We start from the raw sequence: 24,332 nt of genomic DNA, 5'->3' as shown, positions 1-24,332 counted from the left end.
GCATGGACGCCGCCCGAAAATTTAGGCCGCACGCAGATAAGATAGCAAATCTTAAATACTTTGTTACATGAATCAGTGAAATGTGTGAAGCATAGCGTTTTAATCAGAATTATTAATATGCTTCAGCGATTTGCAAAGAAGGAACGTCATGATGAAAAAGATTGGTGTCGTGCTGAGTGGGTGCGGTGTTTACGACGGTTCTGAGATACATGAATCGGTAATAACGCTGCTGGCATTAGCCAGACGTGGCGCTGAGATTATCTGCTTCGCCCCGGATAAAAATCAGGTGGATGTGATAAATCATCTGACTGGCGAAGCCATGCCGGAAACCCGTAACGTGCTGATTGAAGCGGCCCGAATTGCGCGGGGTGATATTTATCCCCTGGCGCAGGCAAATGCCGCAGAACTTGACGCACTCATTGTTCCGGGGGGCTTTGGCGCGGCCAAAAATTTAAGCACCTTTGCAGCCCAGGGAAGTGGATGCCTGGTCGACAGGGATCTTAGCGTGCTGGCCCAGGCGATGCATTCTGCCGGCAAGCCGCTGGGCTTTATCTGTATTGCCCCTGCCATGCTGCCAAAAATTTTCGATTTCCCGCCGCGCCTGACCATCGGGACAGATATCGATACCGCAGAAGTGATTGAAGATATGGGGGGCGAACATGTGCCTTGCCCGGTCGATGACATCGTGGTGGATGAGGACAATAAGATTGTCACAACACCTGCCTATATGCTGGCGCAAAACATCGCTGAGGCAGCTGCCGGTATTGAGAAGCTGGTGGACAGAGTGTTGGTTCTGACTGAATGATCCGAAAATTTAAGGCTGGCGCGTGGGCCAAACGGATCCTGTTGCGTATTGTCATCGTCCTGGCTGTTTTCTGGGGTGGTGGTATCGCCCTGTTTAGCATCATGCCTGTCCCTTTTTCTGCCGTGATGGTTGAGCGCCAGCTTAGCGCCTGGTTATCCGGTGATTTCGGCTACGTTGCGCACTCTGACTGGGTGAGCATGGATCAGATCTCTCCGTTTATGGGGCTGGCGGTGATTGCCGCAGAAGATCAGAAATTCCCGGATCACTGGGGGTTTGACGTGGCGGCAATCCAGAAAGCGCTGGCGCATAACGAGAGACATGAAGATCGTGTCCGGGGTGCATCCACGCTTTCTCAGCAGACGGCAAAAAACCTGTTTTTATGGGATGGTCGCAGCTGGCTGCGAAAAGGTCTTGAGGCGGGTCTGACGCTGGGCATGGAAACGGTCTGGAGCAAAAAACGTATTCTGACCGTCTATCTGAATATCGCTGAGTTTGGCGATGGGGTATTTGGTGTCGAAGCCGCCGCGCAACGTTATTTCCATAAACCGGCCAGCCGACTGAGTATGTCCGAAGCGGCACTCCTGGCCGCCGTCTTGCCTAATCCCATCCGCTTTAAGGCCAACGCCCCATCAGGGTACGTGCGAAGCCGTCAGGCGTGGATCATACGCCAGATGCGTCAGTTAGGTGGGGAAGGATTTATGCAGCGTAATAAGCTGATGTAGGGCGGGTAAGCACAGCGCCACCCGCCTGACTAGCAGATCTTAATCTTCGTCGAACCCTGCGTTGAACAGCGCAATCACCGCCGCCAGAGCTTCTTCTTCCTGTGGGCCTGTAGCCTCAACTTCAATTTGTCTGCCTTTGGCAGAATCCAGCATCAGTAGCGCGATGACGCTATTGGCTTCAGCCTCTGTACCTTCATCGTTACGCAGCAGAACCTCCGCATCAAAACCCTGCATCAGTTCAAACAGTTTCATCGCCGGGCGGGCGTGCATACCCAGCTTATTCGTGATTTCAACAGTTTGTTTTACGGTCATGTTTTACGTTTTTCCAGCGTGCGATGACGGGACTGAACGTTCTTCCCGCGTGAGCGGAAGTAGTCGGCCAGCTGTTCGGCAATGTACACCGAACGATGTTTACCACCGGTACAGCCAATCGCCACCGTCAGGTAGCTGCGATTGTTTGTTTCCAGCATAGGTAACCATAGCTCAAGGTAGCTGCGCGTCTGGTAGATAAAATTGTGAACTTCTGTGTGCCTGTCGAGGAACGCCGCCACGGGTTTATCAAGACCGGTCATTGGACGCAGTTTTGGATCCCAGTGGGGGTTAGGCAGGAAGCGCACGTCGAAAACATAATCCGCATCGATAGGAATGCCGTGCTTAAAGCCGAAGGATTCGAACACCATGGTCAGTTCGCGCTCGCGTTTACCCAGCAGACGGGTACGCAGCATTTCGGCCAGCTCGTGAACGGACATTTCAGAGGTGTCGACAATCAGGTCGGCACGGGAGCGCAGCGGCTCCAGCAGGTCGCTCTCTTCGTCGATGGCGCTTTCCAGAGAGAGATTCTTGCTGGAGAGCGGATGCAAACGGCGGGTATCGCTGTAACGACGGATCAGCGTGTTACGGTCAGCATCAAGGAACAATAGCTGAGGTGAAAACGAGTCAGGCAGGTTGCTCATCGCCTGTTCAAAGACTTCCGGTGATTCTGGCATGTTACGGACGTCGATACTGACGGCAGCAGACGTTTGTCGGTCCGCGAGCGTCCGGGCCAGGTCGGGCAGCAGCACAACCGGCAGGTTATCGACACAGTAAAAGCCCATATCTTCAAGCGCGCGGAGGGCGACGGATTTCCCCGACCCTGAACGACCGCTGACGATCATCAGCACCATGTTCCGTTTCTCCTCAGGACAACAGATGTGAAGGCCATCTCCCGGTTATGCATCATCCTGATTGCCTTCTGCTTCAGTGATAATTTGATATAACTCTTCATCACTTTGGGCTGAGCGCAGTCGACGGCAAATGGTTTTATCGGCCAGACGTTTGGCGACCAGCGAAAGCGTATGCAGATGGGTTTTGGTCTGGTCAGCAGGAACCAGCAGCGCGAAGAGGAGATCGACTGGCTGATTATCGATGGCGTCGAAGGCGATCGGCGTTTCGAGCTGCACAAAAACACCAACGGCACGCAGGGTGTCTTCTTCCAGCTTGCCATGCGGGATAGCAATGCCGTTGCCAATGCCAGTACTGCCCATTTTTTCGCGGGTCAGAATAGCTTCGAACACCACCTGAGACGGCAGGCCCAGCTGTTTTGCGGCCAGTTCACTGATGATTTCCAGCGCACGTTTTTTGCTCTGGCAGTGAACGCCACTGCGGGTACATTCCTGGTTAAGGACATTGCTCAGTTGAAGAGCGGAATCGTTGTTCATCATAATTTCACCTAAGCGCTAACTGTACAAATGGCCTGTTGTGTTTCACAACAGGCCTTCCTGCACCCGTTAACTGCCCGGACAATTAGTGTTGTTTCAGTTTATCTTTATGTTTATTGAGCTGTCGTGCAAGCTTGTCAATCAAGCCGTCGATAGCAGCATACATGTCTTGCCCTTCCGCACTGGCATGGAGTTCACCCCCGTTCACGTGCAGGGTTGCATCCGAGATATGAGTCACTTTCTCCACTTTCAACACAATATAGACCTGGTTGATCCTTTCGAAATACTGCTCAAGTTTCGCGAACTTAGCGTTCACAAAATCGCGTAAAGCCTCAGTAATTTCGACGTTGTGTCCTGTGATGTTGAGCTGCATAGTGTCTTCCTTATCGGTTGTGTCAGACCAGTTGTTTACGCTGGTTAGACGGCGGAATGGATAAAGACTCTCGATACTTTGCAACAGTACGGCGTGCCACCATGATACCCTGATCGGACAGCATGGTGGTTAACTTACTGTCACTCAGTGGCTTCGCGGGATTCTCCGCGGCGATCAACTTCTTCACCAGTGCGCGAATGGCCGTCGACGAGGCTTCGCCGCCGCCTTCGGTATTCACGTGGCTGGAGAAGAAATACTTAAGCTCAAAAATACCGCGTGGACTGTGCAGATACTTCTGCGTGGTCACGCGGGAAATGGTTGATTCATGCATTTCGACGGCCTGGGCGATATCTGCCAGCACCATCGGTTTCATATACTCTTCGCCCTGATCAAAGAACGCCTGCTGCTGCTCGACAATACAGCGGCTTACACGGAGCAGCGTATCATTTCTGCTCTCCAGACTCTTGATCAGCCATCGCGCTTCCTGAAGATTGCTACGAATGTACTGGTTGTCGGAGTCGTTGCGTGCGCTGGTGCACATGGAGGCGTACTGCTGATTGATTTGCAGGCGAGGAATGCTGTCGGAATTCAGTTCGACAACCCAGCGGCCGTTATGCTTTCTGACCAGCACATCCGGGATTACATATTCGGGTTCGCTGGTCTGGATGGATTGGCCAGGGCGAGGGTCGAGCGACTGGATCAGGTTGACGGCTTCTTTCAACACCTCTTCTTTAAGGCGGGTGACGCGCATCAGGGTGCGGAAGTCATGGTTCGCCAGCAGATCCAGATGATCGCTGATGATTAACCGGGCTTCTTCAATCCACGGGGTCTCTTTGGCGAACTGAGAAAGCTGGATCAGCAGGCAGTCGCGCAGATCTTTCGCGGCCACGCCAACCGGGTCGAAGCGCTGAATACGCTTCAGAACCGCTTCAATTTCCTCGAGTTCGATCTCATCATCGCCGATGCTCTCAAGAATATCGTCCAGAGAAACGGTCAAATATCCGGTGTCATCAACGGCATCGACAATGGACGTCGCAATTGCACGATCGGTGTCAGAGAAGGGGGTTAACTCCACCTGCCACATCAGGTAATCCTGAAGCGACTGGGTGGTTTCACCCTGATAGACCGGTAGCTCATCATCCTGGTAGTCTGCACGCGTCCCGGATGGGGTTCCTGCGGTGTAGATTTCATCCCAGCTGGCATCCAGAGGCAGCTCGTCCGGCATCTCTTTTTGTTCGAGAGCATCAACGGTATCGAGCGTTTCGGTGTCTTGCGTTTGCTGAGTGTCTACCTCGTCATGAAGATCGGTTTGCTCCAGCAACGGGTTACTGTCCAGTGCTTGCTGGAGTTCCTGCTGTAGTTCTAACGTGGACAGCTGCAACAGGCGGATAGCTTGTTGTAGCTGTGGCGTCATCGCCAGTTGTTGGCTGAGCCTTAATTGCAAACCTTGCTTCATGTTCAGAGCATTTTTCTCCGGTTCGGCGTTACGTTACCTCTACCCTATCAGAGTCTGAAGTCTTCCCCAAGGTACACGCGCTTAACATGCTCATCTTCGAGGATCTGCTGCGGCGTACCGTGGGCGATCAGATGGCCCTGGCTCACAATATAGGCGCGTTCACACACGGCCAGCGTTTCACGGACGTTGTGGTCAGTGATCAGTACGCCAAGCCCGCTGTCACGCAGATGTTCAATAATACGTTTGATATCGATGACGGAAATAGGGTCAACGCCCGCGAAGGGTTCATCCAGCAGGATGAATTTCGGGTTTGCAGCCAGCGCGCGCGCAATCTCGACACGACGACGTTCACCGCCTGACAGCGCCTGACCTAAGCTATCGCGCAGGTGTTCAATATGGAACTCTTCCATCAGTTCGTTAGCACGATCCTGACGCTGCTCGCTCGACAGATCGTCGCGGATCTGCAACACGGCCATCAGGTTATCGAAGACGCTTAAACGACGGAAAATGGACGCTTCCTGAGGAAGATAGCCGATACCACGGCGTGCACGGGCGTGCAGCGGCAGCAGGCTGATATCTTCATCATCAATGACAATGTTGCCTGCATCACGCGGTACAATACCTACCACCATGTAGAAGGTGGTGGTTTTACCCGCACCGTTAGGGCCTAAAAGGCCAACAATTTCGCCGGAGTTGACGGTCAGACTGACATCTTCCACGACGCGGCGGCCCTTATAGGCCTTAGCGAGATTTTTTGCAGTTAATGTTGCCATAACGAATTAGTTACTCTTCTTCTGTGCCGGGGCCTGGCCTTTGCCTTTATCTTGCAGCTGTGAAGGAACAAGCACGGTAGTAACGCGTTTGCCTTTCTCGCTGGAAGCTTGCATTTTCTGCTCTTTCACCAGATAGGTGATCTGGTCGCCGGTGATATTGCTGTCCAGCTGCTCCAGGTAGGCGTTACCAGTCAGGATGACAAGATCCTTCGCCAGTTCATAGTGCATATGGGTGGCGTGGCCTTTAACCGGTTTACCGTTGTCCTGCATCTGGTAGAAGGTTGCCGGGCTGCCGTAGCCATCAATAATTTCTTTGCCCTGCTCACCACCTGGACGGGTGACGACCACTTTGTCGGCGTTAATTTTGATGGTGCCCTGAGTCATGACGACGTTGCCGGTAAAGGTGACGACATTACCCTGCATATCGAGAGACTGGGTGTCAGATTCAATATGAATCGGCTGTTCGGTATCGCCAGTCACAGCAAGTGCGGGAAGACTGGCTGCCAGCAGTGCGCTGGCGATAATGGCTTTAAGGCTGAGTTTGTTTGTTTTGAATTTCATAAGAGGATCTAACCTTTTCAATCAGCTCGGCGTTTTTGCTGCGTAAGTTCCCGCGCATTCTCAGACCGCTGGAATTAAATGTTGTGCCATACAGTGTAACCAGATCCTGCGAAGTCACATCCTGGGTCACCAGGTTAATCTGGGCATTATCTGTTGTAATTTTACGCAGTTGAGAGTCAGCGGTCAGGGCGTTGACCTCAACATGACCATACAGATAAAGCATACGGTCATTTGTTAATTTTGCTCTGTCAGACTTGATCGACCACGTTGGCACTTTATCGGTATCAAATGTGGTCATTACCGGTTGGGTAAACCACGAGATACCATCATCTGAAAAATACTCAACATGCTTTGCAATCAGGCGATAGTTCAGCGCACCTTCCGGGCTGTAAACCACCGTATCACTGTGATCGCTTTTGTATGTTGGATCGCTGGTGTTGATCACTTCCGTTTGGGTATCGTCACGGTCAGCGAGGTTGACGCCAATCAGTACCAGTGCGACAAGCGTTAGCAGAATGATAACCCAACGTCTGGTTTTACTCATATTGATTGCCCTTTGGCCTCTTCAAGCTTGCCCTGCGCCAGCAGAAGCAGATCGCAGACTTCACGTACGGCACCGCGACCGCCGTTGATGTGGGTGACATAGTCAGCACGCGGTATCAACAGCGGATGGGCATCGGCTACCGCGATGCTCAGACCCACTTCGGCCATCACCGGCCAGTCGATCAGATCGTCGCCCACATAGGCAACATGTTCAGGCGCGATGGACAGTTTCGCAAGCAAATCGTTGAATGCCAACATCTTGTCGGATTGCCCCTGATACAGATGGGTAATGCCCAACGTTTCGCAGCGGTCTTCTACAAGTTTAGCTTTTCGCCCGGTGATGATAGCAACTTCGATGCCGGATGTGAGCGCGCAGCGAATGCCGTAACCGTCGCGAACATTGAATGCTTTTAGCTCTTCGCCATTATTGCCCATGTAAATCAGGCCATCGGAGAGTACGCCATCTACATCCAGGATCAGTAGACGGATGTTTTCCGCCTTCGCCATCATGGCTGTACTCACCGGACCATAACAGGTTGCAAGGGATGCACCCGCATTACTCATTGTCTTATCCTTCATTACACTACGCCAGCGCGTAGAAGATCATGCATATGTACCACACCCAGCAGTTGGTCGCCATCGGCAACCATCACTGAGGTTATGTGGCGGGACTGCATCAGGTTCAGCACATCCACTGCCAGGGTGCCAGGACGAACGCGGATCCCGCCTGGCGTCATGACATCGGCGATGCCTAACGTGCGAACATCCACGCCCATATCGAACACGCGGCGTAAATCACCGTCAGTGAAGATCCCCTGAATTTTCATCAGATCGTCGCAAACGACCGTCATGCCAAGATTTTTGCGGGTAATTTCCAGTAATGCATCGCGCAGTGACGCGGCTTTGCTTACGTGCGGGATCTCATCGCCCGTATGCATAATATCGTTTACCCGAAGCAGCAGCTTGCGTCCCAGCGCACCGCCAGGATGAGAAAGTGCGAAATCTTCAGGCGTAAAACCACGGGCTTCGAGTAATGCCACCGCAAGCGCATCGCCCATGACCAGCGCAGCAGTGGTGCTGGACGTCGGGGCAAGACCTAACGGGCACGCTTCTTTTGGCACTTTGACGCACAGGTGAATATCCGCGGCGCGTGCCATGCTGCTTTCCGGGCGGCTGGTCATGCAAATCAGTGGGACGTGCAGCCGTTTCAACACCGGGATCAGCGCCAGGATCTCGTTAGATTCACCAGAATTCGACAGCGCAATGACCACATCCTGCGGAGTGACCATGCCCAGGTCGCCATGTGCCGCTTCCCCAGGGTGAACAAAGAATGAAGAGGTCCCGGTGCTGGCGAACGTGGCGGCCATTTTGCGCCCGATATGGCCAGACTTGCCCATCCCCATAACCACGACTTTGCCGGCACAGTAGAACATCTTCTCACATGCCAGACTAAAATCCTGATTAATGTACTGATCTAACTGCGCCAGACCTTCACGTTCAATCTCCAGAACTTCTTTGCCTGCTTTCTGAAAGTCAAAACCCGGCTGCAATTCTATTTGCGACATAATGCGTTTCCGTTTACCCAGAGAGAAGAGGCGAAAGCCAGTACAGCATCGCCATCCATACGATAAATCCACCTGTCAGCAGCGCGCCTGCGCCTTTGCCAATCTGGCGTTTTCGCCGCCAGCAGAGCAGGGCGAAAATAACGCTGACCAGCAACATCACACCGTAATCGCGCGAAAATGCCAGCGGATTAAACGGCCCTGGCGATATCAATGCCGGCAAGCCGGTCACGATCGCGATATTGAAAATGTTCGAGCCGATGATATTGCCAATCGCGATATCATCCTCACCCTTACGCGCGCCTGCAATGGCGGTTGCCAGTTCCGGCAGGCTGGTACCGATAGCAATCACGGTCAGGCCGATGGTTAATTCGCTCATGGCGAAGGCGTTTGCCAGCACGGTGGCATTATCCACTACCATGCGGGTAGCCATTGGCATAATAATGAGCGCCACGCCAAGCCAAAGCAGCGCGACCGGTAACGTTCCTTCCCGCGGCAGCTCTGCCACCTGCTCACGCGTGAGGCTATCATTGCCCTGTTTTTCTGCCTGACGGGCGATTTTAACGATAAACAGCAGCCAAATTACCGCCAGCGCCAGTAAGAAAATGCCGTCGCTATAGCTCAGCACGCCATCATAGAGCACACAGCCCGCCAACAGGCTTACGATTAACATTAGCGGCAATTCACGGCGCAGAACATCAGAATGCACGCGAAATGGGTGCAACAGTGCAGCCAGACCAAGAATCAGCAGGATATTGACGATGTTGGAACCTATGGCCGTGCCGATAGCGAGATCGACCTGGCCATGAAGCGATGCCGAGACAGAAACGATAATTTCAGGAAGAGACGTCCCGACGCTGACGACCGTCATCCCGATGATGATAGGCGGCACGCCAATCAGCCGGCACAATATTGATGCAGCGAATACCAAACGGTCAGCACTGTAGACCACCAAAAGTAAACCAATTATTAACAGTGCTGTTGCTAAAAGCATCAAAAGTCCTTTCTTCAGGTATACTCGCCGGTCCACTGCGCGTGAATTTTGGTGCTGCATACAGTCTAAGACGTAACGAATTCCTAATTTTGACTTTATGCGCCGGAAAAGTAAAACAAATGCCAGCTTTCGCTAACCTCAACGGCTATTATTCTGTAAAAATGTTGAGTTTAGGGCTGATTTAAGCGTCATGCTTAATGTGAATCAGGGTAAGAAAGGAAACATAAATGAGCCCCAATTTGGCGAATTTAGTCGATGTCCGTGGTGTCAGCTTTTCTCGCGGCAACCGATTAATATTTGATGATATTTCACTGACTGTGCCCCGTGGCAAAATCACCGCCATTATGGGGCCGTCGGGAATCGGTAAAACGACCCTGTTGCGTCTTATCGGTGGGCAAATCCCGCCGGATAGCGGCGAAATCCTCTTTGACGGCGAGAACGTCCCTGAGATGTCGCGTTCGCGCTTGTATACTGTCCGCAAGCGCATGAGTATGCTCTTTCAGTCAGGGGCATTATTCACTGATATGAATGTCTTTGATAACGTGGCCTACCCGCTGCGCGAGCACACCCACCTGCCGTATGAATTACTGAAAAGTACGGTCATGATGAAACTCGAGGCCGTTGGCCTTCGTGGGGCTGCCAAATTGATGCCGTCAGAGCTCTCTGGTGGTATGGCGCGCCGTGCCGCACTGGCGCGAGCCATTGCGTTAGAACCCGATTTAATCATGTTCGATGAACCCTTTGTCGGGCAGGACCCTATCACCATGGGCGTTCTGGTGAAGTTAATCTCTGAACTGAACAGTGCGCTCGGCGTCACCTGTATCGTGGTTTCTCACGATGTGCCGGAAGTGCTGAGTATCGCTGATTACGCCTATATTGTGGCAGACAAAAGGATCGTCGCGCACGGTGGTGCTCAGGCACTACAGGATAATTGCGATCCGCGAGTACGGCAGTTCCTGGACGGTATTGCAGACGGCCCGGTGCCGTTCCGCTATCCATCGGGCGACTATCGTGACGATTTATTGGGAATAGGGAGTTAAGCCACTCATGCTGTTAAATGCGTTGGCCGCTCTGGGACACCGTGGCGTAAAAACCATCAGGACGTTCGGGCGTGCCGGATTGATGTTATTCAATGCGCTGGTTGGCAAACCGGAATTCCGTAAGCACGCGCCTTTGCTGGTGCGACAGCTCTATAATGTCGGCGTTTTGTCGATGGTCATTATCATCGTTTCTGGTCTGTTTATCGGCATGGTTCTGGGGTTGCAGGGCTATCTTGTACTCACTACCTACAGCGCAGAGACCAGCCTCGGGATGCTGGTGGCGCTCTCGCTGCTGCGCGAACTCGGCCCGGTTGTTGCCGCGCTGCTGTTTGCCGGACGTGCCGGGTCAGCGTTAACCGCTGAAATTGGCCTGATGCGCGCCACCGAGCAGTTATCCAGTATGGAGATGATGGCGGTCGATCCTCTGCGTCGTGTGATTTCCCCACGTTTTTGGGCGGGCGTGATTTCACTGCCGCTGCTCACTATCCTGTTCGTTGCGGTCGGGATCTGGGGAGGCTCGCTGGTTGGCGTACACTGGAAAGGTATTGATGCCGGGTTCTTCTGGTCTGCCATGCAGGATGCTATCGATCTGCGGATGGACCTGGTTAACTGTCTGATTAAGAGCGTGGTATTTGCTATTACGGTCACCTGGATTGCATTGTTCAACGGTTACGATGCCATCCCGACGTCGGCGGGCATTAGCCGTGCAACTACACGTACTGTCGTACATTCGTCGCTGGCCGTACTGGGTCTGGATTTTGTGCTCACCGCACTGATGTTTGGGAATTGAGTTCATGCAAACGAGAAAAAATGAAATTTGGGTCGGCGTGTTTCTGTTGCTGGCACTGTTGGCTGCGCTGTTCATCTGTCTGAGAGCGGCGGATATCACCTCTATCCGCACCGAACCGACATATCGCATCTATGCAACCTTCGATAATATCGGCGGCCTGAAAGCGCGCTCACCGGTGCGTATTGGCGGAGTGGTTATTGGGCGCGTGGCGGATATCACCCTGGACGAGAAAACTTATCTGCCGCGTGTCGCGATGGATATCGAAGAGCGCTACAACCATCTTCCGGACACAAGTTCGCTGTCGATTCGCACCTCCGGCCTGTTGGGTGAACAATATCTGGCGCTTAACGTGGGCTTTGAAGATCCTGAGCTGGGAACGACTATCCTTAAAGACGGTAGCGTAATTCAGGATACGAAATCAGCCATGGTGCTGGAAGATATGATTGGTCAGTTCCTTTACAGCAGTAAAGGTGGTGACGATAAGAAAACTGACGGTGCGCCAGCACAAAGTGAAGGCCATACTGACGCCGCGCCAGCCCCAGACGCGACGAATTCATCTCAGGAGAAGTAATTCATGTTTAAACGACTGTTAATGGTTGCCATGCTGGTGATTGCCCCTCTGACTGCAGCACATGCTGCCGATATGAGCAATCCTTACAAACAGATGGATGAGGCCGCGAAAAAGACCTTCGATCGTCTTAAAAACGAACAACCTAAAATTCGTGCTAACCCGGATTATCTGCGTGATGTAGTTGATCAGGAGCTGCTGCCTTATGTGCAGATTAAATATGCGGGCGCCCTTGTGCTGGGTCGTTACTACAAAGATGCGACGCCTGCGCAGCGTGATGCGTATTTTGCGGCGTTCCGTGAGTACCTGAAACAGGCTTACGGCCAGGCGCTGGCAATGTATCACGGCCAAACCTATCAAATCGCACCTGAACAGCCTCTGGGCGATGCGACCATTGTGCCAATCCGTGTGACCATTATTGACCCTAACGGTCGTCCACCGGTTCGCCTGGACTTCCAGTGGCGTAAAAACTCCCAGACAGGGAACTGGCAGGCATATGACATGATTGCGGAAGGGGTGAGCATGATCACCACCAAGCAAAACGAATGGAGTGACCTGCTGCGTACTAAAGGCATTGATGGCCTCACCGCGCAGTTGCAGTCCATTTCGCGTCAGAAAATTTCCCTGGACGAGAAAAAGTAATGCAACAGCAACTGAGCTGGTCGCGCGAAGGTGAGACGTTGTTGTTGTCTGGCGAGCTTGATCAGGATTTGCTGAACCCGTTATGGGATGCTCGCAACGAGGCCATGAAAGGCGTGACACTGATTGATTTGAGCGGCGTTTCACGCGTGGATACGGCAGGTGTCGCCCTGTTAGTGCACCTTGTTGCGGCAGGCAAAAAGCAGGGGATCTCGGTTGTACTGGCGGGTGCCAGCGATAATGTGATGACCCTTGCGCAGCTCTACAATTTGCCGGAAGACGTATTACCTCGTTAATATTTTCAAAGCGTTAATTCTGAAAGCCCCGACTGTTTCATCGTTGGGGCTTTTTGCTTGTTTAAGACAACGTCACTTTGCTCTAAGATGTTGGGCTTGTTTTCACTATCAGATGATGTAGAACCCATGGAAAATAATGAAATCCAGGCAGTGCTGATGAATGCACTCTCCCTTCAGGAAGCCCACGTCTCTGGCGATGGCAGTCACTTCCAGGTTATTGCTGTGGGTGAGATCTTCGACGGAATGAGCCGCGTGAAGAAGCAGCAGGCTGTGTACGCGCCGCTGATGGAATACATTGCGGATAACCGCATCCACGCCCTGTCGATTAAAGCGTTCACCCCACAAGAGTGGGCTCGCGATCGCAAACTAAACGGTTTTTGAGCTGAGGGCCACAGGCCCGCAGCACGGTTGAATTTATAAGAGAGCAAAATCATGGATAAATTTCGTGTGCAGGGGCCGACGCGCCTCCAGGGCGAAGTCACAATTTCTGGCGCAAAAAACGCTGCACTGCCAATCCTCTTTGCAGCGCTGCTCGCAGAAGAGCCGGTAGAGATCCAGAACGTACCGAAGCTGAAAGATATCGACACGACCATGAAGCTGCTCGGCCAGCTGGGCACTAAAGTTGAGCGTAACGGCTCCGTCTGGATCGATGCCAGCAACGTGAATAACTTTTCTGCACCGTACGACCTGGTAAAAACCATGCGTGCGTCCATCTGGGCGTTAGGTCCGCTGGTGGCGCGTTTTGGTCAGGGTCAGGTTTCTCTGCCGGGTGGTTGCGCAATCGGCGCACGTCCGGTTGACCTGCACATCTTTGGCCTGGAAAAACTGGGCGCAGAGATCAAGCTGGAAGAAGGTTACGTCAAGGCCTCTGTGAACGGTCGCCTGAAGGGCGCGCACATTGTCATGGACAAAGTGAGTGTCGGCGCAACGGTGACCATTATGTCTGCGGCTACGCTGGCAGAAGGCACCACTATCATCGAAAACGCCGCGCGCGAGCCGGAAATCGTTGATACCGCCAACTTCCTCGTCGCACTGGGTGCGAAAATCACGGGGCAGGGTACTGACCGCATCACCATCGAAGGCGTTGAGCGTCTTGGCGGTGGTGTTTACCGCGTGCTGCCAGACCGTATCGAAACCGGTACTTTCCTGGTCGCAGCAGCCATTTCTGGCGGCAAAATTGTGTGTCGTAATGCTCAGCCAGATACGCTGGATGCGGTGCTGGCGAAGCTGCGTGAAGCAGGTGCCGACATCGAAGTGGGTGAAGACTGGATTAGCCTGGATATGCACGGTAAGCGCCCGAAAGCCGTTACCGTTCGCACCGCACCACATCCGGCATTCCCGACTGATATGCAGGCGCAGTTCACCCTGCTGAACCTGGTTGCTGAAGGGACAGGTGTTATCACCGAAACTATCTTCGAAAACCGCTTCATGCACGTACCGGAACTTATCCGTATGGGCGCACATGCAGAAATCGAAAGTAACACCGTGATTTGCCATGGCGTTGAGAAACTGTCTGGTGCACAGGTGATGGCAACCGATCTTCGCGCGTCTGCGAGCCTGGTTCTGGCGGGTTGTATTGCTGAAGGCACAACGGTTGTGGATCGTATTTACCACATTGATCGTGGCTATGAGCGTATCGAAGACAAACTGCGCGCGCTGGGTGCAAATATCGAGCGTGTGAAGGGCGAGTAATCGTTCCGGCAGCCCCCTGCCAGAGATGACCGGGGGGTTGCTGTTCCTGTCAAACCAGTGGATCAGTTCTGATCCTCTTTCTTGCACTTTCTCTGACGCATCATGCGTGTTCTGTCGATAAATTCGTGAGTAATGGGATCGTGGTAACGCGATGGCCAGATTATCCACGGGTCGGTTTCCAGTGCCCTTGCGATGATTAATTCACCTTTTGGCCAGGGGCGGGTCAGTGCATTTGCCAGCGTAGAGGAGCTCAATCCGCTGCGACGAGATTCTGCTGCCAGTGATGTCCCTTTTTTGCGGAGTGCCGCAATAATATCGGCCGAGTGCCAGTCGATAAATTTCATATCCATAGTGCTGTCCTTGTATGCGTTTACGTCCGAGCCAGTTCTCTTGAAATGACAGCGTTACTATACCTTCTTCGAACAGCCGTTCTAAAAAGTTCGCATTACTGGAAGCAATATTCAGAATAAGACATAGCTTTATTCATGCGGCCTGTAAGCCGATGTTTTAACGTGAATAGGGAATTTACAGGCGCTTATTGGAAGCTCCCCGTGAAGCGCACGGGGAGAGGATGACGTATTAACGATCGCGCTGAACGGCGATGTGGGCAAGACCGATCAGGGCATCACGCCATGGGCTGTCTGGGATGACCTGAAGCGCTTCAATGGCTTTATCCGCCTCTTCTTCTGCACGCTGGCGCGTCCAGTCAAGGGAACCACAGATAGCCATTGTTTCCAGTACAGGTTCCAGAAGATGTCGACCATTTCCCTGCTCGATCGCTTCACGGATCATCTGGGCCTGCTCCGGAGAACCATTGCGCATAGCATGGAGCAGCGGCAGGGTCGGCTTGCCTTCGTTCAGGTCATCACCGACATTTTTACCGAGCGTTTCGCCATCCGCGCTGTAGTCCAGTAAATCGTCAATTAGCTGGAATGCGGTGCCAAGATAGCGGCCATAGTCCTGTAACCCGCGCTCCTGAGCCTCTGAGCATCCAGCCAGAATGCCAGAACACTGCGCTGCCGCTTCAAACAGACGTGCCGTTTTGCTGTAGATCACGCGCATGTAGTTTTCTTCGGTGATGTCAGGGTCGTTGACGTTCATCAGTTGCAGAACTTCACCTTCGGCAATGACGTTCACCGCTTCAGACATCACTTCCAGCACTTTCAGCGAGCCTAGGCGAGTCATCATCTGGAAGGCGCGGGTATAGATAAAATCCCCCACCAGAACGCTGGCAGCGTTACCAAAAGCGGCGTTTGCCGTGGCTTTACCACGACGCATGTCTGATTCATCCACGACGTCGTCATGAAGCAGGGTCGCCGTGTGAATAAACTCGATCAGTGCCGCGATGGAGACGTGCGCATTTCCCTGATAGCCAACGGCTCTCGCCGCGAGAATGGCAATCATTGGGCGAATACGTTTGCCGCCGCCACTGACGATGTAATAGCCCAACTGATTGATCAGCTGAACGTCAGAGTTGAGTTGCTCCAGGATTGCTGCATTCACACCCGCCATATCTTGCGCGGTTAACTCGTTGATTTTTTCTAAATTCATCGCAAAAGCCGGGCTTTTTATCCTGTTTATCCCACATCAAATGGGTTAACGAAGGGTTTCGGTTTATCAAAAGTATTGCTGATTGTACTGAAAAAACGGCTCAGATAAACGTTACCGTACGTGTTGTGTTTTTTTTCTTCATGTATTGACGGTAGCACTTGTCAAAGGCTCGCGTTTTGCGTAATATTCGCGCCCTATTGTGAATATTTATAGCGCACTCTGATTCATACGAGGACGTGCGCGGAAGCGGAGTTTATATGTACGCGGTTTTCCAAAGTGGTGGTAAACAACACCGAGTAAGCGAAGGTCAGACCGTTCGCCTGGAAAAGCTGGACATCGCAACTGGCGAATCTGTTGAATTCGCTGAAGTTCTGATGATCGCAAACGGTGAAGAAGTCAAAATCGGCGTTCCTTTCGTTGATGGCGGCGTTATCAAAGCTGAAGTTGTTGCACACGGTCGTGGCGAGAAAGTTAAAATCGTTAAGTTTCGTCGTCGTAAGCACTACCGTAAGCAGCAGGGCCACCGTCAGTGGTTCACTGATGTGAAAATTACTGGCATCAGCGCCTAAGACCTGAGGAGAGATTTAAATGGCACATAAAAAGGCTGGCGGCTCCACACGTAACGGTCGCGATTCAGAAGCTAAACGCCTTGGCGTTAAGCGTTTCGGTGGCGAATCCGTTCTGGCGGGTAGCATCATCGTTCGTCAACGTGGTACCAAATTCCACGCTGGCAACAACGTAGGTTGCGGTCGTGACCACACTCTGTTTGCTAAAGCAGACGGTAAAGTGAAATTTGAAGTTAAAGGCCCGAACAACCGTAAATACATCAGCATCGTTGCTGAGTAAGGTTTTCTCGGTCCGGTAACGGATTAAAGCCCCGCACCCTGTTGCGGGGCTTTTTACATTGGAAACCCGGTAATTTTTCTGTAGGGAAAACGGGCATGAAGCAGCAGGCCGGCATTGGTATTCTTTTGGCGCTCACCACCGCAATGTGTTGGGGTGCCTTGCCAATTGCAATGAAGCAGGTACTGGAGGTCATGGAACCGCCCACAGTGGTGTTCTATCGCTTCCTGATGGCAAGCATTGGCCTTGGTGCAATCCTTGCGATTAAAGGTAAGCTCCCGCCTCTGCGCATCTTCCGTAAACCGCGCTGGCTGGTGTTGCTGGCTATCGCGACGGGAGGCTTGTTCGGTAACTTCATCCTGTTCAGCTCTTCTCTGCAATATCTTAGCCCCACGGCATCGCAGGTGATTGGTCAACTCTCACCGGTAGGCATGATGGTCGCCAGCGTCTTTATCCTGAAGGAGAAGATGCGTGGTACGCAGATTATTGGGGCGAGTATGCTGCTGTGCGGTCTGGTGATGTTTTTCAACACCAGCCTGATTGAGATTTTTACCCGGCTGACGGATTACACCTGGGGTGTCATTTTCGGCGTGGGTGCAGCAACGGTCTGGGTGAGCTACGGCGTCGCGCAAAAGGTGTTATTGCGTCGTCTTGCCTCACAGCAGATCCTCCTTTTGCTGTACACTTTGTGTACAATAGCATTGCTGCCGTTAGCGAAGCCGGGTGTGATCGCCCAGCTTAGTGACTGGCAACTGGCGTGCCTCATTTTTTGTGGCTTGAATACGCTGGTCGGTTATGGCGCGCTCGCCGAAGCGATGGCGCGCTGGCAGGCAGCACAGGTGAGCGCGTTGATCACGCTGACCCCGCTGTTTACGCTGTTATTTTCAGATTTGTTATCAATGGCCTGGCCCGATGTCTTCGTCAAGCCGATGCTCAACTTGTTGGGTTATCTCGGTGCGTTTGTCGTGGTTGCGGGCGCGATGTATTCCGCCATTGGTCATCGTCTTTGGGGACGTTGGCGCAAAAATGAAGCGGTAGTAGTAGAAGTCCCCCGCTCAGGCGAATGAGTTACGGAGAGTAAAATGAAGTTTGTTGATGAAGCTACGATTCTGGTCGTGGCAGGTGATGGCGGTAACGGTTGTGTAAGCTTCCGCCGTGAAAAATATATTCCACGTGGCGGCCCTGACGGCGGCGACGGTGGTGACGGTGGTGACGTGTGGTTAGAGGCTGATGAGAACCTCAACACGCTGATCGACTACCGTTTCGAAAAATCTTTCCGCGCAGAGCGTGGCCAGAATGGCCAGAGCCGTGACTGTACCGGTAAGCGTGGTCAAGACGTCAACATTAAGGTTCCAGTCGGTACGCGTGTTATCGATCAGGGCACGGGTGAAACCATGGGCGACATGACCAAACACGGTCAGCGCCTGCTGGTTGCGAAAGGGGGCTGGCACGGTCTGGGTAACAGCCGTTTTAAATCATCCGTTAACCGTGCTCCACGTCAGAAAACCATGGGTACGCCGGGTGATACGCGTGAACTGCAGCTGGAACTGATGCTGCTGGCAGACGTAGGGATGCTGGGGATGCCGAACGCCGGTAAATCGACCTTCATCCGTGCGGTGTCTGCTGCCAAGCCAAAAGTGGCGGATTATCCGTTTACCACGCTGGTACCAAGCCTGGGCGTTGTCCGTATGGACCACGAGAAGAGCTTCGTGGTTGCCGATATCCCGGGGTTGATCGAGGGCGCAGCTGAAGGCGCTGGACTGGGTATTCGCTTCCTGAAACACCTTGAGCGCTGCCGTGTACTGCTGCACATTGTTGATATTAACCCTATCGATGAATCCGATCCGGTTGAAAACGCCCGTATCATCGTCGGCGAACTGGAAAAATACAGCGAAAAACTTGCAGGTAAGCCGCGCTGGCTGGTCTTCAACAAGGTCGACCTGATGGATAAAGCGGAAGCTGAAGCGAAAGCCAAAGCGATCGCAGAAGCGATGGGTTGGGAAGATAAATACTACCTGATCTCTGCTGCAAGCCAGGTTGGCGTGAAAGATCTCTGCTGGGATGTGATGAGCTTTATCATCGAAAACCCAATTGTTCCTGCGGAAGAAATGAAGCAGCCTGAAAAAGTCGAATTCATGTGGGATGACTACCACCGTCAACAGCTCGAAGAGCTGGAAGCAGAAGACGATGATGAAGACTGGGACGATGACTGGGATGAAGACGACGAAGAAGGCGTCGAGTTCATTTACAAGCACTAATCTCTGTAACAAGCCCCCTGCAAAGGGGGCTTTTTTTTAACTCAGCACTGAAGGTAACCAGCAGCTGGCGATCAAGCCGCCTTCGGGACCATTCTCAAGCTTCAGTTTGCCGTGGTGGAGCTGAACAATACGCTGGACGATGCTCAGCCCCAGGCCACTTCCTCCGTAACGCTGATCAAGACGGCGGAACGGTTCGGTGATCGATTGCCGGTGTGCTTCATCGATACCCGGCCCCTGATCGATAACGCTTACTTCAGTACCATCGTCTTGCTGCGTGACTCTGACCGTAATCGTGGTTCCTGTTGGGCTATAGCGTGCAGCATTCTCCAGCAGGTTCCTGAGCATCAGACGTAACAGAACGGCATCGCCCTGCACGGTCAGGGGACTTTTCTCCGGCCAAATCACCTTATGTTCTTTGGCTTCATGTTCAAGCCCAAGTGGCGCGATAATATTCTCCGTCCAGACCAGGGTGTCGTAGTGCCCACTGGCCATCGCCTGCCCGGCCCGGGCCAACATCAGCAATTGCTCTACCGTGTGCATCAGCTGGTCAATACGGCTAATCAGGGTCTTCGCCTGTGCAGAGCCTCCCTGAGCCATCAGCTCCAGATGCAGCCTTATACCAGCAAGCGGAGTACGTAACTCATGTGCCGCGTCTGCGGTGAACAGTCGCTCCTGCTGGATGGTATGATCCAGACGGGCGAGCAGTTGATTGAGTGATGTGGTGACCGCGCCTATCTCTTCCATATCGGAATACATAGGCAGTGGTGTGAGATTATCCGCCGAGCGGTTGGCCAGGCTGTCGCGCAGCTGATTCAGCGGCCGTGTTATCCAGGTCACTGCCCAGAAAGAGAAAAGCAGGGTGAAGCTGACCATGACCAGAGACGGCACCAGCAGCGAGGCAATGGCTTCACGGATCTCTTTTTCAACATGGTTGTTTCGCGCTTTCGCTGACAACGTCTCACTGACCAGAAAACTAATCTGTTCCCGGCTCTCATGCCACAGCCAGACGACGCTTATCAGCTGGAAAAATAACAGAATAACCGCCAGCAGTATCATCAGTCGCCGACGCATACTGTTCATTTTTGGCTCTCCAGCCGATAGCCCACGCCGCGCACGGTTTTGATCCTGTCTTTGCCAAGCTTACGGCGCAAATTATGGATATGCACTTCAAGCGTGTTTGAACCAGGATCATCCTGCCAGGAGTAGATGTCTTGCTGGAGCGTTTCCCGGTGTACTGTCTGGCCGCTTCGCATAATAAGGCGCGTCAGCAGTGCAAATTCTTTAGGTGTGACTTCAACGGGTTGTGAACTACGCAGCACCTGCTGTGTTTGCAGGTTCAGCGTTATGTCGCCATCCGTCAGCAGGTTATCGCTGTGGCCCTGATAGCGGCGGATAAGCGCCCGCGCCCGCGCCTGAAGTTCGGCGAGGGCAAAAGGTTTAACCAGATAATCATCTGCGCCAGAGTCGAGACCGTTGATCCGGTCTTCCAGAGAATCACGGGCGGTAAGGATCAGGACCGGGTTTGAAATACCCCGGCGGCGCCACTGACTCAGCAGCGTTGCGCCGTCTTTATCGGGTAACCCTAAATCGAGGATCACCAGGCTGTATTCACCGCTTTGGATCAATGAATCCGCTTCAGCTGCGGTCGCAGCGCAGTCCAGCGCATAACCTTCGTTAGCCAGCGCCAGTGACAGCCCTTCCTGCAATAACAGATCGTCTTCAACAATAAGTAATTTCATCACTAATTATTCTGGTAGATGTCTTTGTAAAGCCGGCTCTCAAACCGAACCAGCGGAATACGACGATTGCGCTGATCGGCCGGTTCAACAGCATAGCCGGAGAGGTACTGCACGAATGCCATGCGTTGCCCGCTGGCGGTGGTGATAAAACCGGCAAGGTTGTATACCCCTTGCAGTGAACCTGTTTTGGCTGAGACTTTGCCATCTACGCCAGCGGCGTGAAGCCCGGCTCGGTACTGAAGCGAACCATCGTGGCCGGCAAGGGGCAGCATCGAAATAAAGTTTAGCTCAGAGTCATGTTGTGCAATGTACTGAAGTACTTGCATCATTGTTGCAGGGGAGATCAAGTTATGGCGTGATAATCCGGAACCGTCGACGGCGATGGTATTACCCAGATCAACCCCGGCCTGCTGACGCAAGATCTGACGAACCGCATCGGAACCCGCACGCCAGGTGCCAGGAACGCCGAAACGGGCATGGCCAATCATTCTGAAGACGGTATCAGCAATCATGTTGTCTGATTTTTTCAGCATGATTTTCAGCAAGTCGTGAAGCGGCGCAGACTGCTTGCTGGCGATCACCGTGCCCGGCTGATTGACCTGCGTCTGGCGCAGCAGCGTTCCGGTGTAAGTAATTCCTGCCTGCTTCAGCTCGTCTTTGATAATGGCTCCGGCATAGCTGGCACCATCCTGAATCGCGAAAGCCAGCGGAAGAGGGTCTGCACGTTGTGTCAGGCAGCCGGTAAGGGTGAAGCGGTTAAGATCGCCTGGGACTACGTCGAGCTCGCAATACTGGGCATCCGGCGAGCCTTTTGCCAGCGTGCGAACCTGGCTAAACATTGTCACCGGGTAATATGACGCCACACGGATAAAGGCTAAATCGTCTGGTTTTGGGGCGCTATAGAGCGACACAGAGAAGCAGTTACGATCAACAATGGCCGCCGCTGGTGGGGCGCTAAAGCACTGCGTCATGTCGTTCCAGGGCCAGCCTGGGGCTTTATCATGGCTGGCAAAAATGGAGGTGTCGATCAGTACGTTGCCTTCAATCTTCTGGACGCCGGATTTCTTCAGTACCGCAACCATGTTGCGAATATCCTGACGTTTCAACGTAGGATCGCCGCCAAATCGGGCAATCAGGTCACCTTTCAGCACGCCGCCATCGACATTACCTTTGCTTTCAAGCGTTGTGGTAAAGCGGAAGTCAGGGCCAAGCTGAAGCAGGGCGGCAAGTCCAGTGATAACCTTCTGGGTACTGGCAGGCAGCGCCATTTGCTGACTGTGATAGTCAATATCAGGCGTCTGAGCCCCGACCTTTTGCACGATCAGTGCAAGGTTAGCACCTGCGGGCAGCTGATTAATGTACTCATCAACATTCGCGGCCTGGACGGTGAACGTTAAACTGGTAGTCAATCCGATGATAAATCTGGAAAATCGCATAATCTCGCGCTAACAACCCGGAAACAAACCGCCATACTACGGCGCAACCCCCTGCAAAGTAAACGATGACCCATAGTGAACTTCGCGGTAAAATGCGTATCAAATTGAAAAATTGCTGCTGACCTGGGCTTTGCTTCCGGGTCGGTTTTCTTTTTGCTTCTTGCCCGCTTAGGTGGGCAGGAGCAGGGAACACTGCTCCCAACAGGAATGTTTAAGAGGTATAACAAATGCAAGCTATTCCGATGACCTTACGTGGTGCCGAAAAACTGCGCGAAGAGCTGGATTTCCTGAAATCTGTCCGTCGCCCTGAAATTATCGCCGCTATCGCGGATGCGCGTGAGCATGGCGACCTGAAAGAGAACGCTGAATACCACGCCGCGCGTGAGCAGCAGGGTTTTTGTGAAGGCCGTATTAAAGACATTGAGGCGAAGCTGTCCAACGCCCAGGTGATCGATATCACCAAGATGCCAAACAATGGCCGCGTTATCTTTGGTGCTACCGTTAATGTACTGAACCTGGACACCGAAGAAGAACAGACTTATCGCATCGTGGGTGATGATGAGGCTGATTTTAAACAGAACCTGATCTCTGTGAACTCGCCGATTGCGCGTGGCCTGATCGGTAAAGAGCAGGATGATGTTGTCAACATCCGTACGCCGGGTGGCGAAGTGGAATACGAAATTATCAAGGTTGAGTACCTGTAATTCGCATCTCCGCTAAGATGTTGATACATTGTAAAGAAAGGAAAAAGGCCGCATAGCGGCCTTTTATCAACTCAAGGAGCGTGGCATTTTGCTCACCTGCTGACAGAAATCCCTCGTTTTACACAGAAAATGTGTTCGATTCAGGATATCCTTAACGTGGCAGCGAGATTTTACGCTCTTTAGATGGGCGGTAGAGCACCAGCGTTTTACCGATGACCTGTACATTACAGGCGCCGGTTTCGCGCACGATGGCTTCCACGATCAGGTTTTTAGTGTCTCTGTCTTCAGAGGCGATTTTCACCTTGATCAGCTCGTGGTGTTCCAGCGCTTGTTCAATCTCGGCAAGCACCCCTTCGGTCAAACCATTGTTGCCAAGCATGACTACAGGCTTGAGCGGATGTGCCAGACCTTTAAGGTGCTGTTTTTGTTTAGTACTCAGATTCATCGTATATTTTTGCTTACGTTGGGATTGAAAACGGTTCATTCTACCGCCATCTCCCTAATATCGCCAAATAGCTGCGTAGAAATTTACGTCACAGGCAAGCAACGATGAACCAGGACGGAAATGTTAAATGACAGGTAAAAAGCGTTCTGCCAGTTCCAGCCGCTGGCTTCAGGAACACTTTAGCGATAAATATGTTCTTCAGGCGCAGAAAAAGGGGTTGCGATCCCGCGCCTGGTTTAAACTTGATGAAATACAGCAAAGTGACAAACTTTTTAAACCGGGAATGACGGTTGTCGACCTCGGTGCGGCACCTGGCGGATGGTCCCAGTATGCGGTAACGCAGATAGGCGGCACGGGCCGAATCATCGCATGTGATCTTTTACCAATGGATCCAATTGTCGGTGTGGACTTCCTTCAGGGCGACTTTCGTGATGAATTAGTGCTGAAAGCGTTACTTGATCGTGTAGGTGATAGTAAGGTCCAGGTTGTCATGTCCGATATGGCACCAAATATGTGCGGAACACCGGCGGTGGATATCCCCCGTGCCATGTATCTGGTGGAGCTAGCGTTAGAAATGTGTCGTGATGTTCTAGCGCCTGGTGGTAGTTTTGTTGTGAAGGTGTTTCAGGGCGAAGGTTTCGAGGAGTACCTTAAGGAAATTCGCTCCCTGTTTGCGAAGGTCAAAGTTCGTAAGCCGGACTCTTCCCGGGCTCGCTCCCGAGAAGTGTATATTGTAGCGACCGGGCGAAAATGATAACCGGTGGATTTCAAACGAAAGTTTGAATGAAGCTGAATATTGAGTATCCTGACGCTGTTTTTAACACAGTTGTAATGTGAGGTTAATC

The 24,332-nt window shown here is 52.6% G+C and carries 32 protein-coding genes; 15 read left to right on the top strand and 17 right to left on the bottom strand.

What is annotated here, in order from left to right:
- The first annotated feature begins 151 nt into the window (after window positions 1-151).
- Both elbB and mtgA read left to right on the top strand, forming a co-directional pair.
- A complete protein-coding gene (gene elbB, locus N1249_RS19870; RefSeq protein ID WP_259838225.1) occupies window positions 152-805 on the top strand; it encodes an isoprenoid biosynthesis glyoxalase ElbB in 654 nt (217 codons plus the stop codon).
- Entirely contained in the window at window positions 802-1,527 is a 726-nt protein-coding gene (mtgA, locus tag N1249_RS19865; protein ID WP_259832413.1) for a monofunctional biosynthetic peptidoglycan transglycosylase, read from the top strand. Before elbB ends, mtgA begins: the two co-directional genes overlap by 4 nt.
- A gap of 39 nt (window positions 1,528-1,566) precedes the next feature.
- Here the strand turns inward: mtgA and npr are convergent, their stop codons facing one another.
- The 11 genes from npr to N1249_RS19810 all read right to left on the bottom strand — a co-directional run bounded on the left by npr (window position 1,567) and on the right by N1249_RS19810 (window position 9,486).
- Window positions 1,567-1,839 carry a PTS phosphocarrier protein NPr gene (gene npr / locus N1249_RS19860; RefSeq protein ID WP_003861872.1) on the bottom strand — a complete coding sequence of 91 codons (273 nt, stop codon included), beginning with the start codon at window positions 1,837-1,839 and terminating at the stop codon, window positions 1,567-1,569.
- Window positions 1,836-2,690, bottom strand: coding sequence for an RNase adapter RapZ (gene rapZ / locus N1249_RS19855; protein ID WP_182062681.1), 855 nt, complete (start codon window positions 2,688-2,690; stop codon window positions 1,836-1,838). The genes npr and rapZ overlap by 4 nt, the downstream gene beginning before the upstream one ends.
- A gap of 45 nt (window positions 2,691-2,735) precedes the next feature.
- On the bottom strand, window positions 2,736-3,227 hold the full coding sequence (ptsN, locus tag N1249_RS19850; protein WP_014071955.1) for a PTS IIA-like nitrogen regulatory protein PtsN: 492 nt from the start codon (window positions 3,225-3,227) through the stop codon (window positions 2,736-2,738).
- Window positions 3,228-3,309: 82 nt separating this feature from the next.
- Entirely contained in the window at window positions 3,310-3,597 is a 288-nt protein-coding gene (hpf, locus tag N1249_RS19845; RefSeq protein ID WP_166718038.1) for a ribosome hibernation promoting factor, read from the bottom strand.
- A 22-nt stretch (window positions 3,598-3,619) separates the two neighbouring features.
- Window positions 3,620-5,053 (bottom strand): RNA polymerase factor sigma-54, encoded by a 1,434-nt coding sequence (rpoN, locus tag N1249_RS19840; RefSeq protein ID WP_259832406.1) that lies wholly within the window; start codon window positions 5,051-5,053, stop codon window positions 3,620-3,622.
- 47 nt (window positions 5,054-5,100) lie between these two features.
- The gene (gene lptB / locus N1249_RS19835; protein ID WP_014071952.1) at window positions 5,101-5,826 is read right to left on the bottom strand and encodes an LPS export ABC transporter ATP-binding protein; all 726 of its coding nucleotides are present in this window, start codon (window positions 5,824-5,826) and stop codon (window positions 5,101-5,103) included.
- 6 nt (window positions 5,827-5,832) lie between these two features.
- Window positions 5,833-6,387 carry a lipopolysaccharide ABC transporter substrate-binding protein LptA gene (gene lptA, locus N1249_RS19830; RefSeq protein ID WP_259832384.1) on the bottom strand — a complete coding sequence of 185 codons (555 nt, stop codon included), beginning with the start codon at window positions 6,385-6,387 and terminating at the stop codon, window positions 5,833-5,835.
- Window positions 6,356-6,931: an LPS export ABC transporter periplasmic protein LptC gene (gene lptC / locus N1249_RS19825; RefSeq protein ID WP_259832375.1), complete on the bottom strand. Its 576-nt coding sequence runs from the start codon at window positions 6,929-6,931 to the stop codon at window positions 6,356-6,358. The genes lptA and lptC overlap by 32 nt, the downstream gene beginning before the upstream one ends.
- The gene (gene kdsC / locus N1249_RS19820) at window positions 6,928-7,494 is read right to left on the bottom strand and encodes a 3-deoxy-manno-octulosonate-8-phosphatase KdsC (RefSeq protein ID WP_014071949.1); all 567 of its coding nucleotides are present in this window, start codon (window positions 7,492-7,494) and stop codon (window positions 6,928-6,930) included. Before kdsC ends, lptC begins: the two co-directional genes overlap by 4 nt.
- A gap of 14 nt (window positions 7,495-7,508) precedes the next feature.
- Window positions 7,509-8,495, bottom strand: coding sequence for an arabinose-5-phosphate isomerase KdsD (gene kdsD / locus N1249_RS19815; RefSeq protein ID WP_014071948.1), 987 nt, complete (start codon window positions 8,493-8,495; stop codon window positions 7,509-7,511).
- Window positions 8,496-8,508: 13 nt separating this feature from the next.
- Entirely contained in the window at window positions 8,509-9,486 is a 978-nt protein-coding gene (locus N1249_RS19810) for a calcium/sodium antiporter (protein ID WP_014071947.1), read from the bottom strand.
- Between the two features lie 227 nt (window positions 9,487-9,713).
- Between N1249_RS19810 and mlaF the strand changes: the two genes are divergently transcribed.
- The 7 genes from mlaF to murA all read left to right on the top strand — a co-directional run bounded on the left by mlaF (window position 9,714) and on the right by murA (window position 14,511).
- A complete protein-coding gene (gene mlaF, locus N1249_RS19805) occupies window positions 9,714-10,526 on the top strand; it encodes a phospholipid ABC transporter ATP-binding protein MlaF (protein ID WP_014071946.1) in 813 nt (270 codons plus the stop codon).
- 7 nt (window positions 10,527-10,533) lie between these two features.
- On the top strand, window positions 10,534-11,316 hold the full coding sequence (gene mlaE / locus N1249_RS19800; protein WP_014071945.1) for a lipid asymmetry maintenance ABC transporter permease subunit MlaE: 783 nt from the start codon (window positions 10,534-10,536) through the stop codon (window positions 11,314-11,316).
- Between the two features lie 4 nt (window positions 11,317-11,320).
- Window positions 11,321-11,887 carry an outer membrane lipid asymmetry maintenance protein MlaD gene (gene mlaD, locus N1249_RS19795; protein WP_259832369.1) on the top strand — a complete coding sequence of 189 codons (567 nt, stop codon included), beginning with the start codon at window positions 11,321-11,323 and terminating at the stop codon, window positions 11,885-11,887.
- 3 nt (window positions 11,888-11,890) lie between these two features.
- The gene (mlaC, locus tag N1249_RS19790; protein WP_217188231.1) at window positions 11,891-12,526 is read left to right on the top strand and encodes a phospholipid-binding protein MlaC; all 636 of its coding nucleotides are present in this window, start codon (window positions 11,891-11,893) and stop codon (window positions 12,524-12,526) included.
- Window positions 12,526-12,819 carry a lipid asymmetry maintenance protein MlaB gene (gene mlaB, locus N1249_RS19785; RefSeq protein WP_259832365.1) on the top strand — a complete coding sequence of 98 codons (294 nt, stop codon included), beginning with the start codon at window positions 12,526-12,528 and terminating at the stop codon, window positions 12,817-12,819. Before mlaC ends, mlaB begins: the two co-directional genes overlap by 1 nt.
- A 126-nt stretch (window positions 12,820-12,945) precedes the next feature.
- Window positions 12,946-13,200 carry a BolA family iron metabolism protein IbaG gene (gene ibaG, locus N1249_RS19780; protein WP_014071941.1) on the top strand — a complete coding sequence of 85 codons (255 nt, stop codon included), beginning with the start codon at window positions 12,946-12,948 and terminating at the stop codon, window positions 13,198-13,200.
- Window positions 13,201-13,251: 51 nt separating this feature from the next.
- Window positions 13,252-14,511: a UDP-N-acetylglucosamine 1-carboxyvinyltransferase gene (gene murA / locus N1249_RS19775; protein ID WP_014071940.1), complete on the top strand. Its 1,260-nt coding sequence runs from the start codon at window positions 13,252-13,254 to the stop codon at window positions 14,509-14,511.
- A gap of 62 nt (window positions 14,512-14,573) precedes the next feature.
- Here the strand turns inward: murA and sfsB are convergent, their stop codons facing one another.
- Entirely contained in the window at window positions 14,574-14,861 is a 288-nt protein-coding gene (gene sfsB, locus N1249_RS19770) for a DNA-binding transcriptional regulator SfsB (protein ID WP_259832359.1), read from the bottom strand.
- 229 nt (window positions 14,862-15,090) lie between these two features.
- Window positions 15,091-16,062, bottom strand: coding sequence for an octaprenyl diphosphate synthase (gene ispB, locus N1249_RS19765; RefSeq protein ID WP_014071938.1), 972 nt, complete (start codon window positions 16,060-16,062; stop codon window positions 15,091-15,093).
- A 257-nt stretch (window positions 16,063-16,319) separates the two neighbouring features.
- Between ispB and rplU the strand changes: the two genes are divergently transcribed.
- The 4 genes from rplU to cgtA all read left to right on the top strand — a co-directional run bounded on the left by rplU (window position 16,320) and on the right by cgtA (window position 19,163).
- Window positions 16,320-16,631, top strand: a complete 312-nt coding sequence (gene rplU / locus N1249_RS19760; protein WP_003025032.1) for a 50S ribosomal protein L21 — start codon at window positions 16,320-16,322, stop codon at window positions 16,629-16,631.
- Window positions 16,632-16,650: 19 nt separating this feature from the next.
- Window positions 16,651-16,908, top strand: coding sequence for a 50S ribosomal protein L27 (gene rpmA / locus N1249_RS19755; protein WP_004385076.1), 258 nt, complete (start codon window positions 16,651-16,653; stop codon window positions 16,906-16,908).
- A gap of 95 nt (window positions 16,909-17,003) precedes the next feature.
- On the top strand, window positions 17,004-17,972 hold the full coding sequence (locus tag N1249_RS19750; protein WP_259832354.1) for a DMT family transporter: 969 nt from the start codon (window positions 17,004-17,006) through the stop codon (window positions 17,970-17,972).
- Between the two features lie 15 nt (window positions 17,973-17,987).
- Window positions 17,988-19,163, top strand: a complete 1,176-nt coding sequence (gene cgtA / locus N1249_RS19745) for an Obg family GTPase CgtA (protein ID WP_259832350.1) — start codon at window positions 17,988-17,990, stop codon at window positions 19,161-19,163.
- A 36-nt stretch (window positions 19,164-19,199) separates the two neighbouring features.
- On the opposite strand, the gene pmrB is transcribed toward cgtA, so the two are convergent.
- From pmrB to dacB, 3 genes are read right to left on the bottom strand one after another with little or no spacing between them, the layout of a single operon-like run.
- The gene (pmrB, locus tag N1249_RS19740) at window positions 19,200-20,243 is read right to left on the bottom strand and encodes a two-component system sensor histidine kinase PmrB (protein ID WP_259832337.1); all 1,044 of its coding nucleotides are present in this window, start codon (window positions 20,241-20,243) and stop codon (window positions 19,200-19,202) included.
- Window positions 20,240-20,902, bottom strand: a complete 663-nt coding sequence (pmrA, locus tag N1249_RS19735; RefSeq protein WP_014071934.1) for a two-component system response regulator PmrA — start codon at window positions 20,900-20,902, stop codon at window positions 20,240-20,242. The genes pmrB and pmrA overlap by 4 nt, the downstream gene beginning before the upstream one ends.
- A gap of 2 nt (window positions 20,903-20,904) precedes the next feature.
- Window positions 20,905-22,338, bottom strand: a complete 1,434-nt coding sequence (dacB, locus tag N1249_RS19730; RefSeq protein ID WP_257271894.1) for a serine-type D-Ala-D-Ala carboxypeptidase — start codon at window positions 22,336-22,338, stop codon at window positions 20,905-20,907.
- 227 nt (window positions 22,339-22,565) lie between these two features.
- Between dacB and greA the strand changes: the two genes are divergently transcribed.
- Window positions 22,566-23,042, top strand: coding sequence for a transcription elongation factor GreA (gene greA / locus N1249_RS19725; protein ID WP_014071932.1), 477 nt, complete (start codon window positions 22,566-22,568; stop codon window positions 23,040-23,042).
- A gap of 151 nt (window positions 23,043-23,193) precedes the next feature.
- On the opposite strand, the gene yhbY is transcribed toward greA, so the two are convergent.
- Window positions 23,194-23,487: a ribosome assembly RNA-binding protein YhbY gene (gene yhbY, locus N1249_RS19720; RefSeq protein ID WP_003861814.1), complete on the bottom strand. Its 294-nt coding sequence runs from the start codon at window positions 23,485-23,487 to the stop codon at window positions 23,194-23,196.
- A 127-nt stretch (window positions 23,488-23,614) separates the two neighbouring features.
- Here yhbY and rlmE point away from each other — a divergent pair, with 127 nt between their 5' ends.
- Window positions 23,615-24,241, top strand: coding sequence for a 23S rRNA (uridine(2552)-2'-O)-methyltransferase RlmE (gene rlmE, locus N1249_RS19715; RefSeq protein ID WP_014071931.1), 627 nt, complete (start codon window positions 23,615-23,617; stop codon window positions 24,239-24,241).
- The last annotated feature ends 91 nt before the right edge of the window (window positions 24,242-24,332 follow it).

It is taken from the genome of Enterobacter sp. CP102, from assembly GCF_025152625.1.
GTDB classification, from domain to species: domain Bacteria; phylum Pseudomonadota; class Gammaproteobacteria; order Enterobacterales; family Enterobacteriaceae; genus Enterobacter; species Enterobacter soli.
This window is presented reverse-complemented; position numbering and strand designations above follow the sequence as displayed.